Genomic DNA, 19,866 nt, shown 5'->3' on the forward strand with positions numbered 1-19,866 from the left:
TCTACAACCATATATTGCGGAGGGGTAGCGAAGTGGCTAAACGCGGCGGACTGTAAATCCGCTCCTTAGGGTTCGGCAGTTCGAATCTGCCCCCCTCCACCATCTTATTCAAATCCTGTGGATTAGTTATATATTCTCTTTAATGGGGAAATATATGATTACCACCTTTTTACTTTGTTGAATATATTCAATACATAGTATATATTGGGCTATAGCCAAGCGGTAAGGCAACGGATTTTGATTCCGTCATGCGAAGGTTCGATCCCTTCTAGCCCAGCCATTTGCGGAAGTAGTTCAGTGGTAGAATACAACCTTGCCAAGGTTGGGGTCGCGGGTTCGAATCCCGTCTTCCGCTTTATTTATTCCAACCAATCTCGGGGCCTTAGCTCAGCTGGGAGAGCGCCTGCCTTGCACGCAGGAGGTCAGCGGTTCGATCCCGCTAGGCTCCACCATTATCTACATACACCAAAACTTACGTCTTAAGCTTATCCGGCTTAAGGCTTTTTTTGTTTTTTTTGCTTATATCAGCCCGGCGCCTGCATGTTTATACAGGGAAATGTCCGGTTGAACCACAAGGCATTCAAGATATAAAATAATGAAAAGGGGGAGTTGTATGTCTATTCGGAAAATTTCAGTCATTGGATTGCCCATGGACCTTGGTCAAGCAAGGCGCGGTGTGGATATGGGACCTAGTGCAATTCGTTGTGCAGGGATTATCGAGCGTCTTGAGCGATTAAATATTGAAGTGGAAGATTTAGGAGATATAACGGTGGGGCGTCCTGAGGATCCCAACGATCCTGGTACGAATTTAAAAAACCTTTCGCTTGTAGCAGCGAGCAATAGCGAGTTGGCTGCAAGGGTAGATGAAATAATTGAAAGCGACTCATTTCCACTCGTATTGGGCGGGGACCATTCAATCGCGATAGGGACGCTTGCAGGCGTTGCTAAGCACCATGAAAATGTCGGTGTCATTTGGTATGATGCCCATGGTGATTTAAATACCGAGGATACGTCTCCATCAGGGAATATTCATGGAATGCCGCTTGCTGTCAGCTTGGGTCTTGGGCATCCTGACCTAATCAATATCCATGGATCCGTCCCGAAGGTGAAACCGGAAAACATCGTCATCATTGGGGCGAGGTCTTTGGATGAAGGGGAAAGGGAGCTTATACGTAATAAAGGAATTAAAGTCTACACGATGCATGAAATCGACCGCATCGGAATGACGCGTGTCATGGAAGAGAGCATCGAGTATTTAAGAGAAAGAACCGACGGTGTCCACCTTTCACTCGATTTGGATGGGGTTGACCCTGCAGATGCACCAGGTGTAGGGACACCGGTGATTGGCGGCATCAGTTACCGGGAAAGCCATCTGGCAATGGAAATGCTCGCGGAAGCCAATATGATCACTTCTGCGGAATTCGTTGAGGTGAACCCGATCTTGGATGAGCGGAATAAAACGGCCATCGTTGCCGTGGCATTAATGGGTTCGCTATTTGGGGAAAAGCTATTATAAGGGAACAATATAAAAAAACAGTAACCGGCTTGTAATGGGTTACTGTTTTTTATATGCTAGAAGGCGTAAGCTTATTTTCCTTGGTGTATGTAACTGGAACTTTTCCAATCATAAATGGATGCGAGCAATTGTCTAATTTCAAAGGGCACGTCTGTCCTGAAAGCTGCTGCCCTTTGTTAAGTGGAGGTATTGATTGATTAATATATCGAGTTTGCTGCTCACTTCCACCACTTCATTATCCACCATCGAAGAACGGGAAGCCAAAATCATCATTTTTTGTCTGTATTGTTCAATATGGTCCAAAATTTGTTCAGCAGTCATATAGAAATCTACTCCCTTCAATTTTACAATTTCTTACTATATAACCCTGTTTTTTTTTTCTTAAACATTCAATGTAAAACTTTGTTAAAATAAATGTATTAAATTTTTGAAACCTTTTAGCTTACGATTCGTAATAATCGTATAGCCGCATGAGCGGGGGTAATACTGGAAAATGGATGCACTCATTAAAGAGAGAATCAATCAAGTAATAAAGGGAGACCATAATGCATTTGGAGAAATTGTCGAAATCTACAAGGACAAAGTTTTCCAGATTTGTTTCAGGATGCTTGGCAACAAGCAAGAAGCAGAAGATTTGGCACAAGAGGCATTTGTTAGGGCCTTTGTGAATATTCACAGCTTCAATATCGGCATGAAATTTTCTACATGGTTATATCGCATTGCGACGAACCTATGCATTGATCGCCTTCGCAAGAAAAAACCGGACTATTATCTCGATGCAGAAGTGGCCGGAACAGAGGGACTGAATATGTATTCCCAGCTTGCTTCGAATTTGGCAAAGCCCGAGGAAGAGGCCGAATCTTTAGAGCTTCAGGAAACCATCCAAGAAGAAATCATGAAATTGCCCGAGAAATATCGATCGGTCATCGTATTGAAGTATATTGAAGAGTTATCTTTAAAGGAAATCAGTGAAATACTGGATTTGCCAGTCGGCACTGTCAAGACAAGAATACATCGTGGTCGCGAAGCCTTGCGTAAACAACTACGCCATTTATAAAAAGAAGGTGAGAAAAATGAACTGCCATGAAGAAATCATTGAATATATGCATGATTATTTAGACGAGGACATCGAACCGGATCATAAAGAATTATTACGGGAGCACCTCCATGGATGTGCGGAATGCCAGGCTTACTTTAATGAAATGAAAAAGGCGGTAGCCCTGGTGCAAAGCACTTCCCATATCAAGGCGCCGGACGACTTCACAGCAAAGGTCATGGCTCAATTGCCGAAGGAAACGAAAACAACGGGTGCCAAGCGTTGGTTCAAAAGCCATCCCTTCATGACAGCGGCAGCCATGTTCATTGTTTTGATGACAGGGTCTGTTTTTTCCACTTATAATCAGGACGAACATTTTTCGGTCTCAAAGCAGCCCAATTTAGTGGTTGAAGGCGAAACGGTGATTGTGCCTGCCGGTGAAACAATCGAGGGAAACGTAGTGGTTCAAAATGGCAATATTCAAATAGATGGTGAAGTAGAAGGAGATGTCACCGTCATAAACGGGCATAAGTATATGTCCAAGGCAGGGAATGTGACCGGAAGCATCCATGTCATCGACCAAGCCTTCGAATGGATGTGGTATAAGGTCAAGGATACTGCGACCTCACTGATTCCTTCGCACCAGGGGAAGAACGAATAAGAGGTAAAGCTGAGTGGGGGCATCGCGTTTCATAGCCGATGTCTTGCTCAGCTTTTCCTTTTCATGGTGGTAAGGGGCAGGCTTATGCTTGCTTAGAATACGCCAGTAAGTAATTTTTCTCACACTAGTTTTAGAAGTATCATTTAAAAAATGGTATACTATTAAGGTTATTACATAACGATTTTAATTGCTATTTGGAGTAATGCTGACTGGAGGAAACAACATGTCTTTATCCAATTTGAATGTTTGGGACTATGTAGTAAATTTCATTGATATTCTCCTTGTTTGGTTTGTGATATATAAATTGTTAACTATTATTCGAGGCACGAAGGCAATTCAGCTGCTAAAAGGAATTTTTGTGATCGTCATTGTAAAAAGCTTAAGCAACCTGTTTGGTTTCAATACACTTGGATGGTTAATGGCACAAGTCATGAACTGGGGAGTATTGGCAATTCTCGTCATTTTTCAACCTGAACTGAGAAGGGCACTTGAACAACTGGGACGCGGCAAGCTCTTTTCAAGAGGCACCGTACCGGAAGAGAATCAGCAAGAGCGTTTAGTCGAAGAGATCCTGAAGGCGTCCACCTATATGGCGAAAAGGCGGATAGGCGCCTTGATTACAATAGAAAAGGGAACGGAGCTTGGGGATTATGTTGAAACGGGAATTCCTCTAAGATCCTATATTTCTTCGGAGCTGCTCATCAATATTTTCATCCCCAATACGCCGCTTCACGATGGCGCAGTCATCCTGCAGAATAATCAGGTGGCCGCTGCAGCGTGCTACCTACCCTTATCGGAAAGCCCGTTCATCTCCAAGGAACTCGGCACCCGGCATAGGGCTGCGATTGGCATGAGCGAAGTGACTGATAGTCTTACGATTGTCGTTTCAGAAGAAACAGGCGGGATATCGGTTACTAAAAACGGCGAGCTCTACCGGGATTTAAATCAAGAATCCTTCAGGGCCATGCTGACAAGTGAGCTCGTAGTGGAAAACATCAAAACCACTTCCTCAGGCATCTGGAATTGGAGGGGGAAAAAGAATGGATAAATTCACTAATAGTGCGTGGTTTATGAGAATCGTGGCGTTTGCCTTGGCAGCACTTTTGTTCATTTCCATTAACTTTGAGATGGAGTCGGATAAAAAATCCCTTGGACTATCCACTGCCCCTGAAATCAGTACGGAGACCATTGAGAATGTCCCCGTTGAAGTATACTATGACCGTGAAAATCTAGTGGTTAGCGGAGTGCCGGAAACGGTGGATGTCACTTTAAAGGGAGCAAAAAGCCTATTGATCAATGCAAAAAACCAGAGAGGCTTCAAGGTTTATGTAGATTTGTCAGATCCTGAAATCTCTATGGGGAATCGGACGGTCACATTCAAAATCAGTGATTTAAATGAAAAGCTGGTGGCGACCATCGATCCTGAATATGCAGAAGTCAATGTTCAAGAACGAGTGACGAAGGAATTCCCGATAGAGGCCGAGTATAATACATCCTTACTTGAAGATGGATATACCGCTGGGCAGCCGACAGTAAGCCCGAAAACGGTCAAAATAACGGGTGCTAAAAACGTCATTGAGCAAATTTCCTATGTTAAGGCAAACCTTGAAATAAACAAGGATTTGAACGAAACCGTAAACGGAAAAGCAACCGTTAAAGCGCTTGACCGGGACTTGAATAAGTTGGATGTGACGATCGAGCCTGCTTCGGTCGCTGTATCCCTTAAAGTGAGCATCCCTTCAAAAACGGTGTCCATCTCTCCAAAGCAAACAGGGAAGGCAAAGGACGGCATCCGGATTAAGAGCATAAGTGTCGACCCCACAGAGGTCACCTTATTTGGATCAGAGTCGAACCTGGAAAAAATAAGTGAATTGAAGCTTCCTGTAAATATCTCGAAAATCGATGGAGATACAGACCTGGAGCTTGATCTTACAAAACCGGAAAATGTACAAAAAATGTCCTTAGGGAAAGCCAAGGTCAAAATTCGCACGGAAAAAGTCGAAAAAGATCGGGAGACTGCAGATCCAGTCGACGAAGAGGTAGTACAAGAACCGGCAGAAGAACAAGAGCCGGTTGAAAAACCAGTCGAGAAGGATGAACCGGCTGCCATTGATTCCAAGACATTCAATAATGTAAAAATAGAGCCTGTAGGCATACAGGAGGGCCAAGATGCAAGATTGGAAACCGAAGTAACGAGCATCACGCTGCAAGGCGAGGCCGATGATTTGAAGGATATCAAGAAAGACGACATTAATCTTACAGTGGATTTAAGTAATTTAGATGAAGGTACGCATGATGTGGATGTGGCGGTAAATGTGCCTGCAGGATTGGATTGGGATCTGGGATCTAAAACGATCAGGGTCTCCATCACTTCAAAAGACGAAGAGACATGAACTTCCTTTAACATCACTTAATTCAGTAACGATCTAAAGAAGGAGCGATTAAGATGGGTAAATATTTTGGAACAGACGGAGTTAGGGGTATAGCGAATAGCGAATTAACACCGGAGTTGGCATTTAAATTAGGCCGTTTTGGTGGCTACGTCCTTACTAAAAATACAGAAAAACCCAAAGTGCTGATAGGGCGCGATACACGCATCTCGGGTGAAATGCTGGAAGGTGCACTTGTTGCTGGTCTCTTGTCGATCGGGGCAGAGGTGATGCGCCTTGGTGTCATTTCGACACCGGGAGTCGCCTATTTGACAAAGGCCTTGAGTGCCGAAGCGGGCGTCATGATTTCAGCTTCACATAATCCAGTCGCGGATAATGGCATTAAATTCTTTGGACCTGATGGCTTCAAGCTGTCCGATGATCAAGAAGCGGAAATCGAGGCACTGCTGGATATGGAAAAGGATGAACTTCCACGTCCTGTAGGCGGGGATCTAGGCCATTTAAACGATTATTTCGAAGGCGGACAAAAGTATTTGCAGTACTTGAAACAATCGGTCGACGAAGACTTTACAGGCGTTCATGTTGCGCTTGATTGTGCACATGGGGCGACGTCGTCCTTGGCCATGCATTTGTTCGCAGATCTTGATGCGGATATCTCCACAATGGGAGCATCGCCAAATGGCTTGAACATCAATGATAAGGTCGGCTCGACCCACCCTGAAGCACTTGCTGAATTCCTGAAGGAAAAAGGGGCGGATGTTGGTCTTGCTTTCGACGGGGACGGGGACCGTGTCATTGCCATCGATGAAAAAGGAAATATCGTGGATGGCGACCAAATCATGTATATCTGTGCGAAGTACCTGAAAGAAAATAATCGCCTGAAACAAGGAACTGTGGTTTCCACGATCATGAGTAACCTCGGTTTTTATAAAGGTCTTGAAGAGCATGATATCCAAAGTGCCCAAACGGCAGTGGGAGACCGCTATGTGGTTGAGGAAATGAGAAAAGGCGGCTATAACCTTGGCGGGGAACAATCCGGACACATCATATTCCTAGATTACAACACGACAGGTGATGGTTTATTGACGGGCTTACAGCTGGTTAACATCATGAGTGACACGAAAAAAAGCCTATCCGAGCTTGCTGGTGAAATGAAGAAGTATCCACAAACGCTTATCAATGTCAGGGTCACCGATAAACATGCTGTAACGGATAATGAGAAGGTACAGGCAGTCATTAAGGAAGTAGAAACGGAAATGAGCGGCAATGGCCGCATTTTGGTGAGACCATCCGGAACTGAACCGCTTGTCCGTGTGATGGCCGAGGCACCGACTGCCGAGGAATGCACGAATTATGTCGATCGCATCGTCTCCGTCGTAAGAGCGGAAATGGGATTGAACGAATAACCAATCTTATGCATAAAAGGAACGAAAATTCCTTTTATGCATATTTTTATAAAGAATGGTTTTTTTTATGAACCATGATAATAAAGAATTGACCTTTGTCCCTTGTTTAAGGTATGATTATCCTGATTTACAACTGCTTTTCTAAAAAATGGTTGTATCAAGAAGGAGGGTAGGCAAAGAGAAAATGGATTGACAAAAGCGCCTGAACTAAGTCTGTTCGAGAATGGCTTAGTTGACGAGGAGGAGGTTTATCGAATGTTCGGCGGATACCTCCCGGCTGAAGTGCACAGCCGCAGTAATTCCAATTTTAAAACAGTGGGGCAACTTACTGCACAAAGGATTGGAAATGCACAATGGGATGAATGCTTTTGGGCATTTCCTTAACAAAAATATATATCAGAGATGAGGGGGCAGGGATGCCCCCGAGCATTCCTGTTCCCTCGGATCGGTTGGAGGAACGGAAATTATGTGTGGAATTGTTGGATATATCGGACTTAATGATGCGAAGGAAATCCTATTAAAAGGCCTTGAAAAACTTGAATACCGCGGATATGACTCTTCAGGGATTGCCGTGAAGAATGAAGCGGGCGTAACGATTTTTAAGGAAAAGGGACGAATCGCCGACCTGCGTGGAGCCGTGGACGAAAATACGGTTGCACATACGGGAATTGGACATACGCGCTGGGCTACTCATGGTATTCCAAGCCGCGAAAATGCCCATCCTCACCAAAGCAATTCAGGTCGTTTAACATTAGTTCATAATGGGGTCATTGAAAACTATGCGATTCTAAAACGTGAATATTTGCAGGATGTTGCCTTTAAAAGTGAAACGGATACGGAAGTCATCGTTCAACTTATCGAGAAGTTCGTGAATGGTGGCATGGAAGTGGAAGAGGCGTTCCGTCAAACACTCACGTTATTAGAAGGATCATATGCCATTGCCCTTTTGGATGCCGAAAATGATGAAACCATTTTTGTCGCAAAAAATAAAAGCCCGCTGCTGATCGGAGTCGGAAAAGACTTTAACGTTGTCGCTTCAGATGCAATGGCCATGTTGCAAGTCACAGATCAATTCCTTGAACTGATGGATAAGGAAATGGTCATCGTGACGAATGAAAAGGTAACGATCAAGAATCTTTCCAACGAAGAAGTATTGCGTGCACCGTTCACTGCTGAACTGGATGCAAGTGATATTGAAAAGGGTACGTACCCGCACTACATGCTTAAGGAAGTCGACGAGCAGCCAGCTGTCATCCGTAAGATCATTCAAGCTTACCAAAATGAAGAAGGCAAACTTGCCATCGACTATAGCATTACTGAAGCTGTAAGCGAGGCGGACCGCATTTATATCATCGCTTGCGGAACTAGCTATCACGCAGGATTGATCGGGAAGCAATTCATCGAAAAAATGACTGGAATTCCGGTTGAAGTCCATGTGGCATCGGAATTCACTTATAATATGCCGTTATTATCGAAAAAACCGCTTTTCATCTTCATATCGCAAAGCGGGGAAACGGCTGACAGCCGCGCCGTATTGGTTTCGATCAAAGCGCTCGGCCATAAAGCCTTGACCATCACAAACGTGCCAGGCTCCACCTTATCACGTGAAGCGGATTTTACTCTCTTGCTGCATGCCGGCCCTGAAATTGCCGTTGCCTCAACAAAAGCCTATACAGCTCAAGTGGCCGTGTTGGCCATACTGGCAAATGTAACAGGTCATTTCCGTAACCTGGAATATGACTTCGACCTTGTAAAAGAGCTTGGAATCGTAGCGACAGCCATGGAGGCCCTATGTGACTCGAAAGAAGAGATGGAGGCCATCGCCCATGAATACCTGTCCGTTACAAGAAACTGCTTCTTCATCGGCCGTTCCCTTGACTACTATGTTGTCCTGGAAGGGGCGCTCAAGCTGAAGGAGATTTCCTACATCCAGGCGGAAGGCTTTGCCGGCGGCGAGCTTAAACACGGAACGATCGCCTTGATAGAAGAAGGCACGCCCGTCATCGCCCTTGCCACGCAAGCCGGCGTCAACTTAAGCATCCGCGGCAATGTCAAAGAAGTCGTGGCGAGAGGCGCCAACCCTTGCATCATTTCGATGAAGGGGCTTGAAGAAGAGGATGATCGCTTTGTCATCCCGGAAGTGCACGAACTATTAACACCCCTTATCTCTGTTATCCCGATGCAGCTCATCGCCTACTACGCTGCCCTGCACCGCGAATGCGACGTGGATAAACCACGTAACCTTGCGAAAAGTGTAACGGTTGAGTAGGATTGGAATGAGTGCAGCGTATGCTGTAGTTTTAAAATAAGTTTAACCCCTTTAGTTATCATTATCTAAAGGGGTGTTTTTATGTCTAAAAGAAAAAGAACATCTACCATTAAAAAGTGGATTAAGTAAGGCTGTGGGACAGGAATCGGTGCAGATTATCAACGGTGGCTAAAGATTAAAGACGTATCTTCATTAGGTTTGTGGAAATTGCGAAATATATTGGTCTTTAATAAAAAGATAGGAGGAGTCTTAACTAAAATGTGTCCATGAAAATATTTTAACTCCAATGCTTAATATTTCTTCATTACTTTAACAATCAAAATTCTAATAAATAATGCAATAAATAAAACCAAAATAATTAGAGCTATTGTTAAATTTGTCATTGTGCTTTACTCCAAGTTTGGGAAGTTACAGTATAAACATCTCCGATTTAGTAGTTATGGTAGCTTGACTATACATCGATGTATATGTTGGTAGTATCGAATTATATTTTTTCGTCATATCCATCTGTGTAGAACCTAAAGATGAAATTTTAGACATAGTCACATTACCTTGATGAACTCTACCCACGGAAGGATATTTACCTGACCAACCAACGATTCTATATGCTGAATGATAAGTAGTTAATTTCACTTTCTTTAAATCACCTGCACCTTTCTTTATTGTTAAATTCCCTCTAAATGTATATGACCCCATTCCTTGCACAATTTTTGGTGCATTGGGTATTTACAGGGAAATGTGAAAAGTACCTGTAGAATAAGTAGAAAAGGTTTGTGTGGCAAATAACGGAAATGTTAATCTATAAGAAATACGGACTTTTGGAGGAGATTTATTTGTTATTTATAGGTATTCCTATTTTAATTGTTTTGGTTATAGCTACGAGCATAATAGAGAAGAGTTTAAAATCTATTGAAAAACAAAATGCAGTAGTGATAGATCTATTAAAAGAGATAAAAGATAAAAAATGATTAAATATACTTGTAGATTCGCAGTCTGGAAGGCAACAGTTAATGTAACCTTCCAGACTGTCAGATCTAAAAAAGTGAACGTTTAATAGTAATTTAATCTGGCAAAAGTCTTATCTTTCTGGGCATATAAAGTTAAGCTTCTTGAGACTGTATAAAGTCCTAATTTGTGTGTGAACTGATTAGTATATTCAGCCTTTGCAGCAGCACTGCTGGTTTCTTTTGATTTAAGTATTTTGAATTTCTTTTCTGTAACACTGTAAAGCACTGCGTCCACAGCTTGTTTAGAAATAGAAGTAATACTATCATAACCGCCTTGAACACTACTAACTTTAGCATTGAAACGTATATTCCAAATTCCATCATTGTATCTAGCAGTTACATTGCAATTCCTATATCCTGATCCTGATGTGCATGAATTATTTTTAACAGTTCCAGTAGCGTAGTCATACGTGACTATTAGTGGTTCTACATCCTCTTCCTCTAAAGAAAGCTGGATTCTTGAACCATCTTCAAATTCAATGTATTTTTCTTCAAGATCTGTATCAATAGTTAACTCATCCTCGTGTTTGGCTACCTCTGTTTCTTTTTGAGCATCTAAAAGTTCGCCATTAACTACCACCTGTACAAGTTTTTTTGCTGTTTCATCATCAATTCCCAGTTTAATAAAGTTGTCTTTTTGTTGTTGTAGTTCTTCTTTTGTGAATTCAGCTTTTTCACTAGCATGAGAACTAAGAGTACTAAAGAAAAAAAATAAAGAGCTCAAGAATAAGGTTGCGATGATCTTTGATGCAATTTTTGAATTTGTCATATTTAGTAATCCTCCTTTTGGTAAATAAGCTACAGGACCAAGAGTATTGCTCTCAAAAGGTTCTTTTCTACCATATGAGGCTTTAGCTGGAGAACAAACTCCCAGACATAAATTAAATTGCGGATTAAGCTGTAATACAAACTAACTTTTTCATAAAAGCCCGCCCTCTGTATAGTAATCAACATTATAATATTAAATATTTTTATGAATAAAATTTCACTTATGGAATAGGATTGAACATAACTGGGACTATAACTATATAATTTCTATGATAAAATACAAATTTATGATATGAATTATCCGAAAAATAAAGATAGTCATGTATATGCCATTGAGATGTTTTAGGAAAGATTAATGTAAAAGCAGGAGAGAGTTATCTTGAGGGAATCGATATAAGAAAAAATATTAAGGCTTCGAAAACTAATAGAATATAGAGATCCCTTACTTACCTAAGTGCAGTGAACAAATGGGTAGTTCTACAGATCACAGAACAAGGGTGTTTGTTGCCAATTCATGAGGACTACTTTCATAAGTAAATCTCAAAAATGAAACAAGGAGTTCCTAAATTGGAACTCCTTGTTAGTTTGGTTCTTGATAAAATGGAGATATAATCGTTTCTCAATTAGGATTCTCAGAGGCGGTGATGCGTATATGTTTAAATCAACTATAATAATCAGTTTTCTTTTAGTCTCTCTTGTCACTGTCATTTTTCTAATTAAAGGTCAATGGCAAAATGCAATAACTACTTGGGCGTTTTATGGTGGGATTTTATCTGTAGCAGTGTATTTTTCCTTTTTCACAAAAAAGAAAAACAGTTGAACCCTAAATTGTGTGGCCATCCTGAAGTTAGATGTATTGACGTTCAGAAGATATTGAAACTCTAGTTTTAAAGGGGATTAGTCTTTTTACAAAGGGGTAAAAATGAATACTGATATTAAGCAAATTCATCGATTTATATTATATATAACGATTCTAATTATGATTATTTTTCCTTTTTCACAACTTATATTACAAGAACTTTCTTTGCAAATAAGCAAACCATCATTTTTCTTTATAAGTAAACTGATTATTATCTATATGCTTTTTGTTTACTTAAAAAAGAAAAAAATAAGTCTATTCAGCATTAGGCTAAAAAAGGTACATATAAAATATATTCTTCTTGGTATTTTAATGGGCATCATCGCTCACATGCTCACTATGTTTTTTGATAGGACCCAATATTATCTACTAACGGGCGAATGGCTTACTGCGGAAAAGATTGTTGGTACACTTATGGAGAGTAATCAAAACATAAGTTTTTTCAGCATTATCATGATTGGCTTTTCAGTGGCGATTAGTGAAGAAATACTTTTTAGGGGTATATTATTAAAACAATATCAGAAAATGAACATAAAGCCGGCCATAATTTTAAGTGCTCTTATTTTTAGCCTATATCATATGACGGTGGGGAATTTGGTTTTCGCATTTGTCATGGGTATCTCTTTTGCACTCTTAACCATCTATACGGGAAGTATCGTTCCGGCTATCCTTTATCACTTTTTAGTGAATGAAATAATGAGGATCATCATGCATTTCCCGGAAAAGGTTACTGAAACTTATTTTAAAGTAATGGTGTCTCCATTTACCACGATAACCGGTTTAATCCTATTTCTATCTATATCAACTTACTTATTTTTAACGGTAAGAAAAAATAATTCTTTTCATAGTGAAAAAGTTAAATTTTTTGATGGATACATTATCTTGTTTTTTTTGATGTATGTTATTCTCCTAACCATTTATATTATAAAGGCATTAAAATGAATGGGCAGGAACAGAGATGACTGTTAGTGCTCAAGAAAATGCGATTCAAGCAGGGAGCAAAATGCAGTATTATATAATTTTTGGACTAGTCATGTTTAATGTTTTAGTATGCGCTTTTAAAATAGAGTCAATCATTCCATTCATAATACTAGTAGGGCTTTATAAAGGTACTAAAACTGGTTCTGATTTTAAAAAGATATTTAATTTACATAAATTCGATTTCTCTTTAAAAGAATCAAGAACTAGAACTGAATTATTAGGTGCCTTTATGCTCTCAGTCAGTACTGATATACTTTCAATTAAATGCTACTTTCATGATGAAAATTTCATTTATGTAGCAATCCACGTTTTATACTCAGTATTATTTGGATTACTTTTGTTTAGATTTCTATTTCTAAATATGTTTGAAAAAGATGAATCTATGCTTAAGTGGAAAGGATCAAGCCCAAAACATGACGCTTTTGGGCTTGATCCACGGTACAGCATTTTTTTTGATCTTGCCAGCTTATAAATACCGCCCACGGAGATTATGAAGGATTTATTGTTGAATACTTTATACAATCTCCCTATCCGCCGTCTGATCTAGCTCCAAAGGTAAGAAGGCATATTCGCCGTCCCTGAGGATTTCACCTTTGCAAACAGAGATCGGTGTTTGGAAGAGCGGCCCATCGATTACTGTGGTATGAAATTCCCCGCCTTCTCCGCAAGGGTCGATTCCCCGCGCTACAAGCTCATGCACGTATTCATGGGTCAGCGTGCGGCCTAAATCGTCCTCCCGCATTCCAAGTGCAAGATTCACCGTTACAATCATCGTTTCAAATCCTAGGTTTATGAACTCTTCGACAGCTTCGCGGTGGTCCATCTCCCATAAGGGCATCCCGAGCTTCAATCCAGCATTCGCAGCAACTTTATCATTCCAGCAGCCGTGTTCGGGCATATCCAAATCTCCGGTCACCAACACTTCAGCTCCTTGGCTCTTGGCATCCGCTAAAAGGCGCATGAATTCCTTTTCATAATCTGTCCAGCTGGCAGCGGCCGTGTATACCGGCAAGCCTATCGATCTCGCTTGGGCCTGGATGAGTTCCGGCGGCATTCCATGGGATCTGGACCGTTTCCCTTCTTCCTCCAGCATGACGATCAGTCCGACCGCTTCACCGGTCTTCATCGCTTTATGAAGGGCCAGGACACTATCCTTTCCTCCGCTAAAAGAAGCGATGAAATTATATCCGTGGGCACCATTCTTCCAATCCTTCGTTTCTGTCATCCCCATCTTTCCCCCTAAATGTAATCGTTTCATTGTTTGATTTTATCACGAATGGATTAGTATAAAAGAAGTTATTGTATGTTCAATCATGGATCGTTCGCCCAGGATAGTATTCCTTTCGTTCATCTAATCCATTTTCCTTTGCCGTTATCGTGATAGGGGTGATTTTGAATAGGACGGTTTTGCTGCCTAGGGATGAGCGGTATTTATCCAAATGTGTTTTGGATAAGGGAGAGTCATAGTAGTTCGGTACATATTTATCCAGTAAAGCCTGCATGGCATTGGTGGCTTCCTCCAAGTCTTTGAGGATTTCGATGGTTCCTGTCGAAATAACGCTCATATAGGCAGTATCCGTATTAGCCGGGATGGGATCGACCATCGTTCCGTAATTCTCACTTACCGTAAAGCAAGCATGAGGGTTCGTATTCAGGATGTCTATTTTCCTTCCTGCGGCTGCACCATGAAATAAAAAGCTTCCTTCTTTCCAGACGAAGTTCAAGGGAATGACGTAAGGTTCCGAACGATCAACCAATCCTAGGAAGCCAGTCTGGGCCTTTGATAAGAAATCATGGATCTGTGCTTGATTCGTGCAGGTTCTTTGTCGATATCTAATCGATTGTTTCATTGTTATCTCTCCTTACAAATAAGATATAATGAGTGTATTAAACTATTGTCCATCTAAAAAGTGACAGTTTCTTTAAAGCGGATGGGGACAGCTGGAGGTACTATGTTAGAGCTTAATCCTTTACTGAATAAGCAGAATGGCGTATCGATTTATGTTCAGCTGTATCAATACATAAAAAAAGGGATAGAGGAGGGCGATATACCGCAGGGTTCCCGGCTGCCTTCGATTCGTTATTTATCAGCGCAATTAAAGATCAGTAAAAATACGGTGGATAATGCCTATCAGCAATTGATGGCGGAAGGCTATTTGGAAAGCAGGCCAAGAATCGGGCTAACGGTGCTGCCTTTGGAGCAATTGCTTCTGTCACCCTTTCCCCGGGAGAATCCCAAAGAATCTGTCGAGAATGAAACACCTGTTAGGTATGATTTTAAATACGGGGACATCGATATTGAAAGTTTCCCGCTTCAGCTTTGGAAGCGGTGCTTGAATAAAGCATTACTGGATGAGCCAGAGCAGCTATTGCAGTACGGACCAAGGCAAGGGGACGTCGGACTTCGTACGGAATTGGCCAATTATCTTTTTCAGGCAAGGGGTGTACGGTGTTCCATGGAGCAAATCGTGATTTGTTCAGGAACGCAGCATGCGCTTAGCCTTATTCTTCAATTGCTCCATTCCGATAACCGATCTGTCGCCATGGAGAATCCAGGGTATGGAGGTTCACGTTCCGTATTCAGGAATCATGGATGGTCAATTGATCCGATCAGTCTTGAGCACGATGGAATGGACATCGAAAGGCTAAGGGAAAGTACAGCTAGTGTTGCATATATTACGCCTTCCCACCAATTTCCATATGGAATGGTGCTTCCCATCCAGAAACGGTTGTCATTATTGGAGTGGGCCAATCATACTGAAAGCTTCATCATAGAAGATGATTATGATAGTGAATTCCGCTATCAGGGGCGGCCGATCCCATCGTTAAAGGCCTTGGATACGAAGGGGAATGTCATCTATTTAGGGACCTACTCCAAAGCATTTTTACCGGCAGCAAGAATGAGTTATATTGTCTTGCCAAAACGTTTATTGGAGGTATATCATCACAAATGCCGCGATTATAGCCAATCGGTTTCGCCGATCATCCAAAAAGCATTGTATGTATTCATGAATGAAGGCCATTTTACAGGCCATATTCGTAGAATGAGAAAAGTGTATCAGAAGAAGCATCATACACTTATACAGGCGTTAAACAAGTATATGGGCAATCGTGTCGAAATCATCGGGCAAAAGGCAGGTATCCATCTGCTGGTGAAGGTTACAAATATGTCTACAGAAGAATTGGTAAAAAACGCAGGGGCAGCGGGAGTAAAGGTGTATGGGACTTCTTCTTATTGGATGGATGGAAAGGAGACGGAGCCATCATTGGTGATGCTCGGTTTTGGCGGACTTTCTGAAGAAGCAATCGAAAGAGGGGTTGCCGAACTGTACAAAGCTTGGTTTGCTTAAATGTGAAATTCTTGCAGACGTCATGGCAAACGAATAAAAACCAGCTGACAAGTCAGCTGGATTTTGGTGTGCTTCATGTTAGGGGAAGCAGGATCGTGAATGTCGTTCCTTTGCCGAGTTCGCTATTGACGGATATCGACCCACCGTGCATATCAATGATCTTTTTAACGATCGATAGACCTAGGCCGCTGCCGCTTTTTGTGCGTTCCCTTGCGAGGTCTGCTTTGTAGAATCGCTCAAAAATGTGGAACTGATCTAGCTCTGAAATGCCGATGCCCGTATCGGATATCATGATCGAAGCTTGATCCTCCATTTGTTGGAGCCTGATCGTAATTGTGCCATGCTGCTGGGTGAACTTGATGCTATTGTGAATCAAGTTGGTCCATACCTGACTCATTAAATCTTCGTCTGCGAAGATCGAAACCTTTTCCAAGGATATATCCATATCGAGTTCCTTTTCCAGCCAATTCGGTTCACAAGCCAAGATGATGGAACGGATTTGCTGGTCGAGCCGGCAGCTCGTCCTTTCAAATGGGTGATGCTCGGATTCGAGGGAGGTAAGCTTCAGAAGATTATCACTCAATTTGGATAATCTCCTGCTTTCTGTCTCGATGATATGGAGGTAATGGTCGCTTTCCTCTTTTGTCAGCTTATTTGATTGAAGCGCTTGAGCGAATCCTACAATGGAAGTGAGCGGCGATTGGATTTCATGGGAGACGTTGGAGATGAATTCCTGCCTCATTTCCTCCATTTGCTTCAGTTGCTTGGCCATATGGTTGAAATGGCTTATGATTTCCGTCATTTCGTTTCTCTTGTCCGTCTTCAAGTCCAATTGGACATTATAATCGCCATTGGCAATCTTCCTTAATGCATCAATGATTTCCAAGTAGATGTTGACGCGTTTACTGTGGTTGAAAGCGTGAATCAGGTACCCTGTGAGCATCATGATCCCGATGCTGGTCAGGATCGTCAGTAAATACTGGACATAATCGGATAGTCTCATAGGCAATAGCTGTATGATATAGTAACCAGCTGAAAAACAAACTGAGATGTATGTCAAGAAGCCAAGCATTCGTTTGAAAAAGTGGACATTCATTCCGTTAGCTCCAAACGGTAGCCCAATCCCCAGATTGTCCGGATCCGAAAGGGGAACTCCGGTTCAGGAAACCGTTCCCTCACTCTTTTAATATGGACATCGACCGTTCGCTCATCACCTTCATAGTCATAGCCCCATATGTCTTCAATCAGTTCTTCCCTTGAAAAAGTTTTTCCAGGATAGCTTGCCAATTTAAACAACACTTCAAATTCCTTGAGTGGAATCGTATATTCCGCTCCTCTGAATGACAGTTGATACGTGTTGCGGTTCATCTGTAAATCATTGATATTCAAGGTTTGGGAAGTGGTGATTTTATAGCGTTTCAAAAGAGCCTTTATCCTGATGACCAATTCAATTGGTTCAAATGGTTTAACGAGGTAGTCATCCGCACCGAGTTCGAATCCTTTCACCTTCTGCGCCGTTTCGCCCTTGGCCGTCAGCATTAAAATCGGGATATCACTGAATTCACGCAATTCCTTGCATAATTGCCAGCCGTCCATGTTAGGCATCATGATATCGATGATGGCTAAATTGATTTTCACCTTCTCCATTACATTCAACGCTTGGAGTCCGTCATGGGCGACATACAAATCGAATCCTTCTTTCCTTAACAAGAGCTGGATCAGTTCGCGGATATGGGCATCATCATCGACGATCAATATCTTTGTCATCCTTCATCTTTCCTTTCGGTGAATGAATTAAGCAAGCTCAAGCTTGTGTAACTGCTGCTGTGCGAATTCACGATATAATGCATGCGTTTCATATAGTTCTTTATGTGTTCCGCTGCCTGTAATTTTCCCTTTTTCGAGGAAAATGATTTGGTCTGAACCAATGACGGTCGATAAGCGATGGGCGATGACGATCGTTGTCCGTCCTTTCATCAAATCATTCAAAGCTTGCTGGACGACATGCTCCGATTTACTGTCCAGACTGGAGGTAGCTTCATCGAGCATCAGGATTTTAGGATTTCTCAGAAAGGCACGGGCGATAGCGATCCGTTGCCTTTGGCCTCCGGATAGTTTCATCCCTCTCTCCCCAACTTCCGTATCATAGCCATTTGGAAGGTCGGAAATGAACTGGTCTGCATAGGCCATTTTAGCGACTTGATTTAACTCCTCATCCGTTACATCGCGTTCGATTCCATAGCATATATTATCGCGAATGGTACCGGATACGATCGGACTTTCCTGCGAAACGTAGCCAATCTGGCTTCTCCATGAATGGAGCGTGAAATCGTTTATCGACGTCCCGCCTATCGATATGGAGCCCTGCTGTGGTTTATAGAAGCGCTCAAACAATGAGAAAAGGGTCGTTTTCCCGCTGCCGCTTGGTCCGACAATCGCGGTGACCTTGCCCGCTTCAACCGTGAAGCTGATATCTTTTAGCACTTGTTCACCATCATTATAACGATAATCGAGGTGATCGACCGTGATGGATTGGCTTGAATTCTGAATCTTGAGCGTTGCATCTTCTTCCACTTCAGAATCCAAAATGGAAATGATACGTTCCGTGGCACCGGTCGCTTTTTGGAATTGCGTAAAGAAAGCTGCCAATTGCGCCATCGGCATGATGATTTGGAAAAGATACATGATGAAGGCAACTAAAGCTCCTGCTGACAGCGCCCCTGAAGAAACACGCATCCCCCCATACCCTAAAATCAATACGAGTAAGGCCATCATGACTAGACTCATCAACGGTCCGATCAGCGCTTGGATTTTTGCTTCCTTTAAACCGAATTGGAATAATTGGGTGATTCCTTTTTTCCCATTTTCATATTCGAATGTTTCTGCATTCGATGCTTTAACAAGCCGGATTTCCGTAAGCACCTGCTGGAGGACAGCGGTGAAGCTTGCCGTCTCATCCTGCATCCCTTTCGAAATGCGGTGCATTTTCTTCCCGAGTGGCAGTAATATCATAACAGAGAGCGGGATGGCTATGAACATCAACAGCGACATTTTCCAGTCAAGCAAAAATAACACGATCATGGCACCGACGATGGAGATGATTCCGGTAACGAAATTGGATAGGTGCTCCGAAATCAAGCCCTTCACTACCGTTGTATCATTGGTCATCCGACTGACCGTTTCTCCCGATGGATGTTCATCGAAGTAATTCACGGGTAACACGAGCAACTTTTTCCAAAGTTGATCGCGGATGCCGGCAACTACGGATTGACCGATCTTGTTCAATAAATAGATGGAAAACCCGCTCGCCAATGCTTGAACGATGATGGCAAGCACAAGAAGTGTGACCCTTTCCGCATTTAGTGAACTAAGGGAAAAATCATTGATAAGATTTTTTGTGAATAATGGGACCAATAAACTTACGCCTGTTGTGCTTAAGCTTAATAGTAATGCAATCCCGATCATTATTTTGGAAGGCTTCGTTTGTTGCACCAATCGGATGAACTGACTCCAGCCTTTTTGTTTTTTTTCTTGTTTCATGTAGTGACATCCTTTCTTGATCTTCATTATAAACGGTAGTATACATAGAAGTTATGAATTGAATATGAACTATCAATAAAGTT

The 19,866-nt window shown here is 42.1% G+C and carries 18 protein-coding genes and 4 tRNA genes; 15 read left to right on the forward strand and 7 right to left on the reverse strand.

Annotated features, from left to right (window positions below):
- Window positions 1-18 precede the first annotated feature (18 nt).
- The 5 genes from QNI08_RS20380 to rocF all read left to right on the forward strand — a co-directional run bounded on the left by QNI08_RS20380 (window position 19) and on the right by rocF (window position 1,516).
- Window positions 19-102 (forward strand) — tRNA-Tyr (locus QNI08_RS20380).
- Window positions 103-205: 103 nt separating this feature from the next.
- Window positions 206-280 (forward strand) — tRNA-Gln (locus tag QNI08_RS20385).
- Window positions 281-283: 3 nt separating this feature from the next.
- Window positions 284-355, forward strand: a tRNA-Gly gene (locus QNI08_RS20390).
- A gap of 21 nt (window positions 356-376) precedes the next feature.
- A tRNA-Ala gene (locus QNI08_RS20395) sits at window positions 377-452 on the forward strand.
- A gap of 161 nt (window positions 453-613) precedes the next feature.
- A complete protein-coding gene (gene rocF, locus QNI08_RS20400) occupies window positions 614-1,516 on the forward strand; it encodes an arginase (RefSeq protein ID WP_285769191.1) in 903 nt (300 codons plus the stop codon).
- 138 nt (window positions 1,517-1,654) lie between these two features.
- Here the strand turns inward: rocF and QNI08_RS20405 are convergent, their stop codons facing one another.
- Entirely contained in the window at window positions 1,655-1,837 is a 183-nt protein-coding gene (locus QNI08_RS20405; protein WP_285769192.1) for an aspartyl-phosphate phosphatase Spo0E family protein, read from the reverse strand.
- 172 nt (window positions 1,838-2,009) lie between these two features.
- On the opposite strand from QNI08_RS20405, the gene sigW reads away from it, so the two are divergent.
- From sigW to QNI08_RS20440, 7 genes are all read left to right on the forward strand, one after another.
- Complete coding sequence (gene sigW / locus QNI08_RS20410; protein WP_285769193.1) at window positions 2,010-2,573, forward strand: RNA polymerase sigma factor SigW; 564 nt, start codon at window positions 2,010-2,012, stop codon at window positions 2,571-2,573.
- Window positions 2,574-2,589: 16 nt separating this feature from the next.
- Window positions 2,590-3,213, forward strand: a complete 624-nt coding sequence (locus QNI08_RS20415) for an anti-sigma factor family protein (RefSeq protein ID WP_285769194.1) — start codon at window positions 2,590-2,592, stop codon at window positions 3,211-3,213.
- A gap of 223 nt (window positions 3,214-3,436) precedes the next feature.
- Window positions 3,437-4,261, forward strand: a complete 825-nt coding sequence (gene cdaA / locus QNI08_RS20420) for a diadenylate cyclase CdaA (RefSeq protein ID WP_285769195.1) — start codon at window positions 3,437-3,439, stop codon at window positions 4,259-4,261.
- Entirely contained in the window at window positions 4,254-5,606 is a 1,353-nt protein-coding gene (locus tag QNI08_RS20425; RefSeq protein WP_285769196.1) for a CdaR family protein, read from the forward strand. Before cdaA ends, QNI08_RS20425 begins: the two co-directional genes overlap by 8 nt.
- Window positions 5,607-5,659: 53 nt before the next feature.
- A complete protein-coding gene (gene glmM, locus QNI08_RS20430) occupies window positions 5,660-7,009 on the forward strand; it encodes a phosphoglucosamine mutase (protein WP_285769197.1) in 1,350 nt (449 codons plus the stop codon).
- 466 nt (window positions 7,010-7,475) lie between these two features.
- Window positions 7,476-9,278, forward strand: a complete 1,803-nt coding sequence (gene glmS / locus QNI08_RS20435) for a glutamine--fructose-6-phosphate transaminase (isomerizing) (protein ID WP_285769198.1) — start codon at window positions 7,476-7,478, stop codon at window positions 9,276-9,278.
- Window positions 9,279-10,111: 833 nt separating this feature from the next.
- Window positions 10,112-10,246 (forward strand): hypothetical protein, encoded by a 135-nt coding sequence (locus QNI08_RS20440; protein ID WP_257390678.1) that lies wholly within the window; start codon window positions 10,112-10,114, stop codon window positions 10,244-10,246.
- An 82-nt stretch (window positions 10,247-10,328) separates the two neighbouring features.
- On the opposite strand, the gene QNI08_RS20445 is transcribed toward QNI08_RS20440, so the two are convergent.
- The gene (locus QNI08_RS20445) at window positions 10,329-11,054 is read right to left on the reverse strand and encodes a hypothetical protein (protein WP_285769199.1); all 726 of its coding nucleotides are present in this window, start codon (window positions 11,052-11,054) and stop codon (window positions 10,329-10,331) included.
- Window positions 11,055-11,975: 921 nt separating this feature from the next.
- Here QNI08_RS20445 and QNI08_RS20450 point away from each other — a divergent pair.
- Complete coding sequence (locus tag QNI08_RS20450; RefSeq protein ID WP_285769200.1) at window positions 11,976-12,854, forward strand: CPBP family intramembrane glutamic endopeptidase; 879 nt, start codon at window positions 11,976-11,978, stop codon at window positions 12,852-12,854.
- Window positions 12,855-12,870: 16 nt separating this feature from the next.
- Window positions 12,871-13,365: a hypothetical protein gene (locus QNI08_RS20455; protein ID WP_285769201.1), complete on the forward strand. Its 495-nt coding sequence runs from the start codon at window positions 12,871-12,873 to the stop codon at window positions 13,363-13,365.
- A gap of 42 nt (window positions 13,366-13,407) precedes the next feature.
- Here QNI08_RS20455 and QNI08_RS20460 read toward each other — a convergent pair whose 3' ends face one another.
- Together QNI08_RS20460 and QNI08_RS20465 are read right to left on the reverse strand one after the other, a co-directional pair.
- Complete coding sequence (locus tag QNI08_RS20460; RefSeq protein WP_285769202.1) at window positions 13,408-14,118, reverse strand: Dph6-related ATP pyrophosphatase; 711 nt, start codon at window positions 14,116-14,118, stop codon at window positions 13,408-13,410.
- An 82-nt stretch (window positions 14,119-14,200) separates the two neighbouring features.
- Entirely contained in the window at window positions 14,201-14,743 is a 543-nt protein-coding gene (locus QNI08_RS20465; protein WP_285769203.1) for a pyridoxamine 5'-phosphate oxidase family protein, read from the reverse strand.
- 102 nt (window positions 14,744-14,845) lie between these two features.
- Here QNI08_RS20465 and pdxR point away from each other — a divergent pair, with 102 nt between their 5' ends.
- The gene (pdxR, locus tag QNI08_RS20470) at window positions 14,846-16,243 is read left to right on the forward strand and encodes a MocR-like pyridoxine biosynthesis transcription factor PdxR (RefSeq protein WP_285769204.1); all 1,398 of its coding nucleotides are present in this window, start codon (window positions 14,846-14,848) and stop codon (window positions 16,241-16,243) included.
- Between the two features lie 73 nt (window positions 16,244-16,316).
- On the opposite strand, the gene QNI08_RS20475 is transcribed toward pdxR, so the two are convergent.
- Genes QNI08_RS20475 through QNI08_RS20485 form a run of 3 tightly spaced genes read right to left on the reverse strand, consistent with a single transcriptional unit; the run spans window position 16,317 to window position 19,783 of the window.
- Window positions 16,317-17,339 carry a sensor histidine kinase gene (locus tag QNI08_RS20475; protein WP_285769205.1) on the reverse strand — a complete coding sequence of 341 codons (1,023 nt, stop codon included), beginning with the start codon at window positions 17,337-17,339 and terminating at the stop codon, window positions 16,317-16,319.
- Window positions 17,336-18,010: a response regulator transcription factor gene (locus QNI08_RS20480; protein ID WP_285769206.1), complete on the reverse strand. Its 675-nt coding sequence runs from the start codon at window positions 18,008-18,010 to the stop codon at window positions 17,336-17,338. The genes QNI08_RS20475 and QNI08_RS20480 overlap by 4 nt, the downstream gene beginning before the upstream one ends.
- Before the next feature lie 27 nt (window positions 18,011-18,037).
- A complete protein-coding gene (locus QNI08_RS20485; protein WP_285769207.1) occupies window positions 18,038-19,783 on the reverse strand; it encodes an ABC transporter ATP-binding protein in 1,746 nt (581 codons plus the stop codon).
- Between the last annotated feature and the right edge of the window lie 83 nt (window positions 19,784-19,866).

It is taken from the genome of Peribacillus folii, assembly GCF_030271255.1.
Lineage (GTDB): Bacteria > Bacillota > Bacilli > Bacillales > DSM-1321 > Peribacillus.

What these genes read in the sequence shown, in the direction of transcription:
- rocF (WP_285769191.1), top strand. Translation starts at nt 614, where the DNA reads ATGTCTATTCGGAAAATTTCAGTCATTGGATTGCCCATGGACCTTGGT.
- QNI08_RS20405 (WP_285769192.1), bottom strand. Translation starts at nt 1,837, where the DNA reads ATGACTGCTGAACAAATTTTGGACCATATTGAACAATACAGACAAAAA.
- sigW (WP_285769193.1), top strand. Translation starts at nt 2,010, where the DNA reads ATGGATGCACTCATTAAAGAGAGAATCAATCAAGTAATAAAGGGAGAC.
- QNI08_RS20415 (WP_285769194.1), top strand. Translation starts at nt 2,590, where the DNA reads ATGAACTGCCATGAAGAAATCATTGAATATATGCATGATTATTTAGAC.
- cdaA (WP_285769195.1), top strand. Translation starts at nt 3,437, where the DNA reads ATGTCTTTATCCAATTTGAATGTTTGGGACTATGTAGTAAATTTCATT.
- QNI08_RS20425 (WP_285769196.1), top strand. Translation starts at nt 4,254, where the DNA reads ATGGATAAATTCACTAATAGTGCGTGGTTTATGAGAATCGTGGCGTTT.
- glmM (WP_285769197.1), top strand. Translation starts at nt 5,660, where the DNA reads ATGGGTAAATATTTTGGAACAGACGGAGTTAGGGGTATAGCGAATAGC.
- glmS (WP_285769198.1), top strand. Translation starts at nt 7,476, where the DNA reads ATGTGTGGAATTGTTGGATATATCGGACTTAATGATGCGAAGGAAATC.
- QNI08_RS20445 (WP_285769199.1), bottom strand. Translation starts at nt 11,054, where the DNA reads ATGACAAATTCAAAAATTGCATCAAAGATCATCGCAACCTTATTCTTG.
- QNI08_RS20450 (WP_285769200.1), top strand. Translation starts at nt 11,976, where the DNA reads ATGAATACTGATATTAAGCAAATTCATCGATTTATATTATATATAACG.
- QNI08_RS20455 (WP_285769201.1), top strand. Translation starts at nt 12,871, where the DNA reads ATGACTGTTAGTGCTCAAGAAAATGCGATTCAAGCAGGGAGCAAAATG.
- QNI08_RS20460 (WP_285769202.1), bottom strand. Translation starts at nt 14,118, where the DNA reads ATGACAGAAACGAAGGATTGGAAGAATGGTGCCCACGGATATAATTTC.
- QNI08_RS20465 (WP_285769203.1), bottom strand. Translation starts at nt 14,743, where the DNA reads ATGAAACAATCGATTAGATATCGACAAAGAACCTGCACGAATCAAGCA.
- pdxR (WP_285769204.1), top strand. Translation starts at nt 14,846, where the DNA reads ATGTTAGAGCTTAATCCTTTACTGAATAAGCAGAATGGCGTATCGATT.
- QNI08_RS20475 (WP_285769205.1), bottom strand. Translation starts at nt 17,339, where the DNA reads ATGAATGTCCACTTTTTCAAACGAATGCTTGGCTTCTTGACATACATC.
- QNI08_RS20480 (WP_285769206.1), bottom strand. Translation starts at nt 18,010, where the DNA reads ATGACAAAGATATTGATCGTCGATGATGATGCCCATATCCGCGAACTG.
- QNI08_RS20485 (WP_285769207.1), bottom strand. Translation starts at nt 19,783, where the DNA reads ATGAAACAAGAAAAAAAACAAAAAGGCTGGAGTCAGTTCATCCGATTG.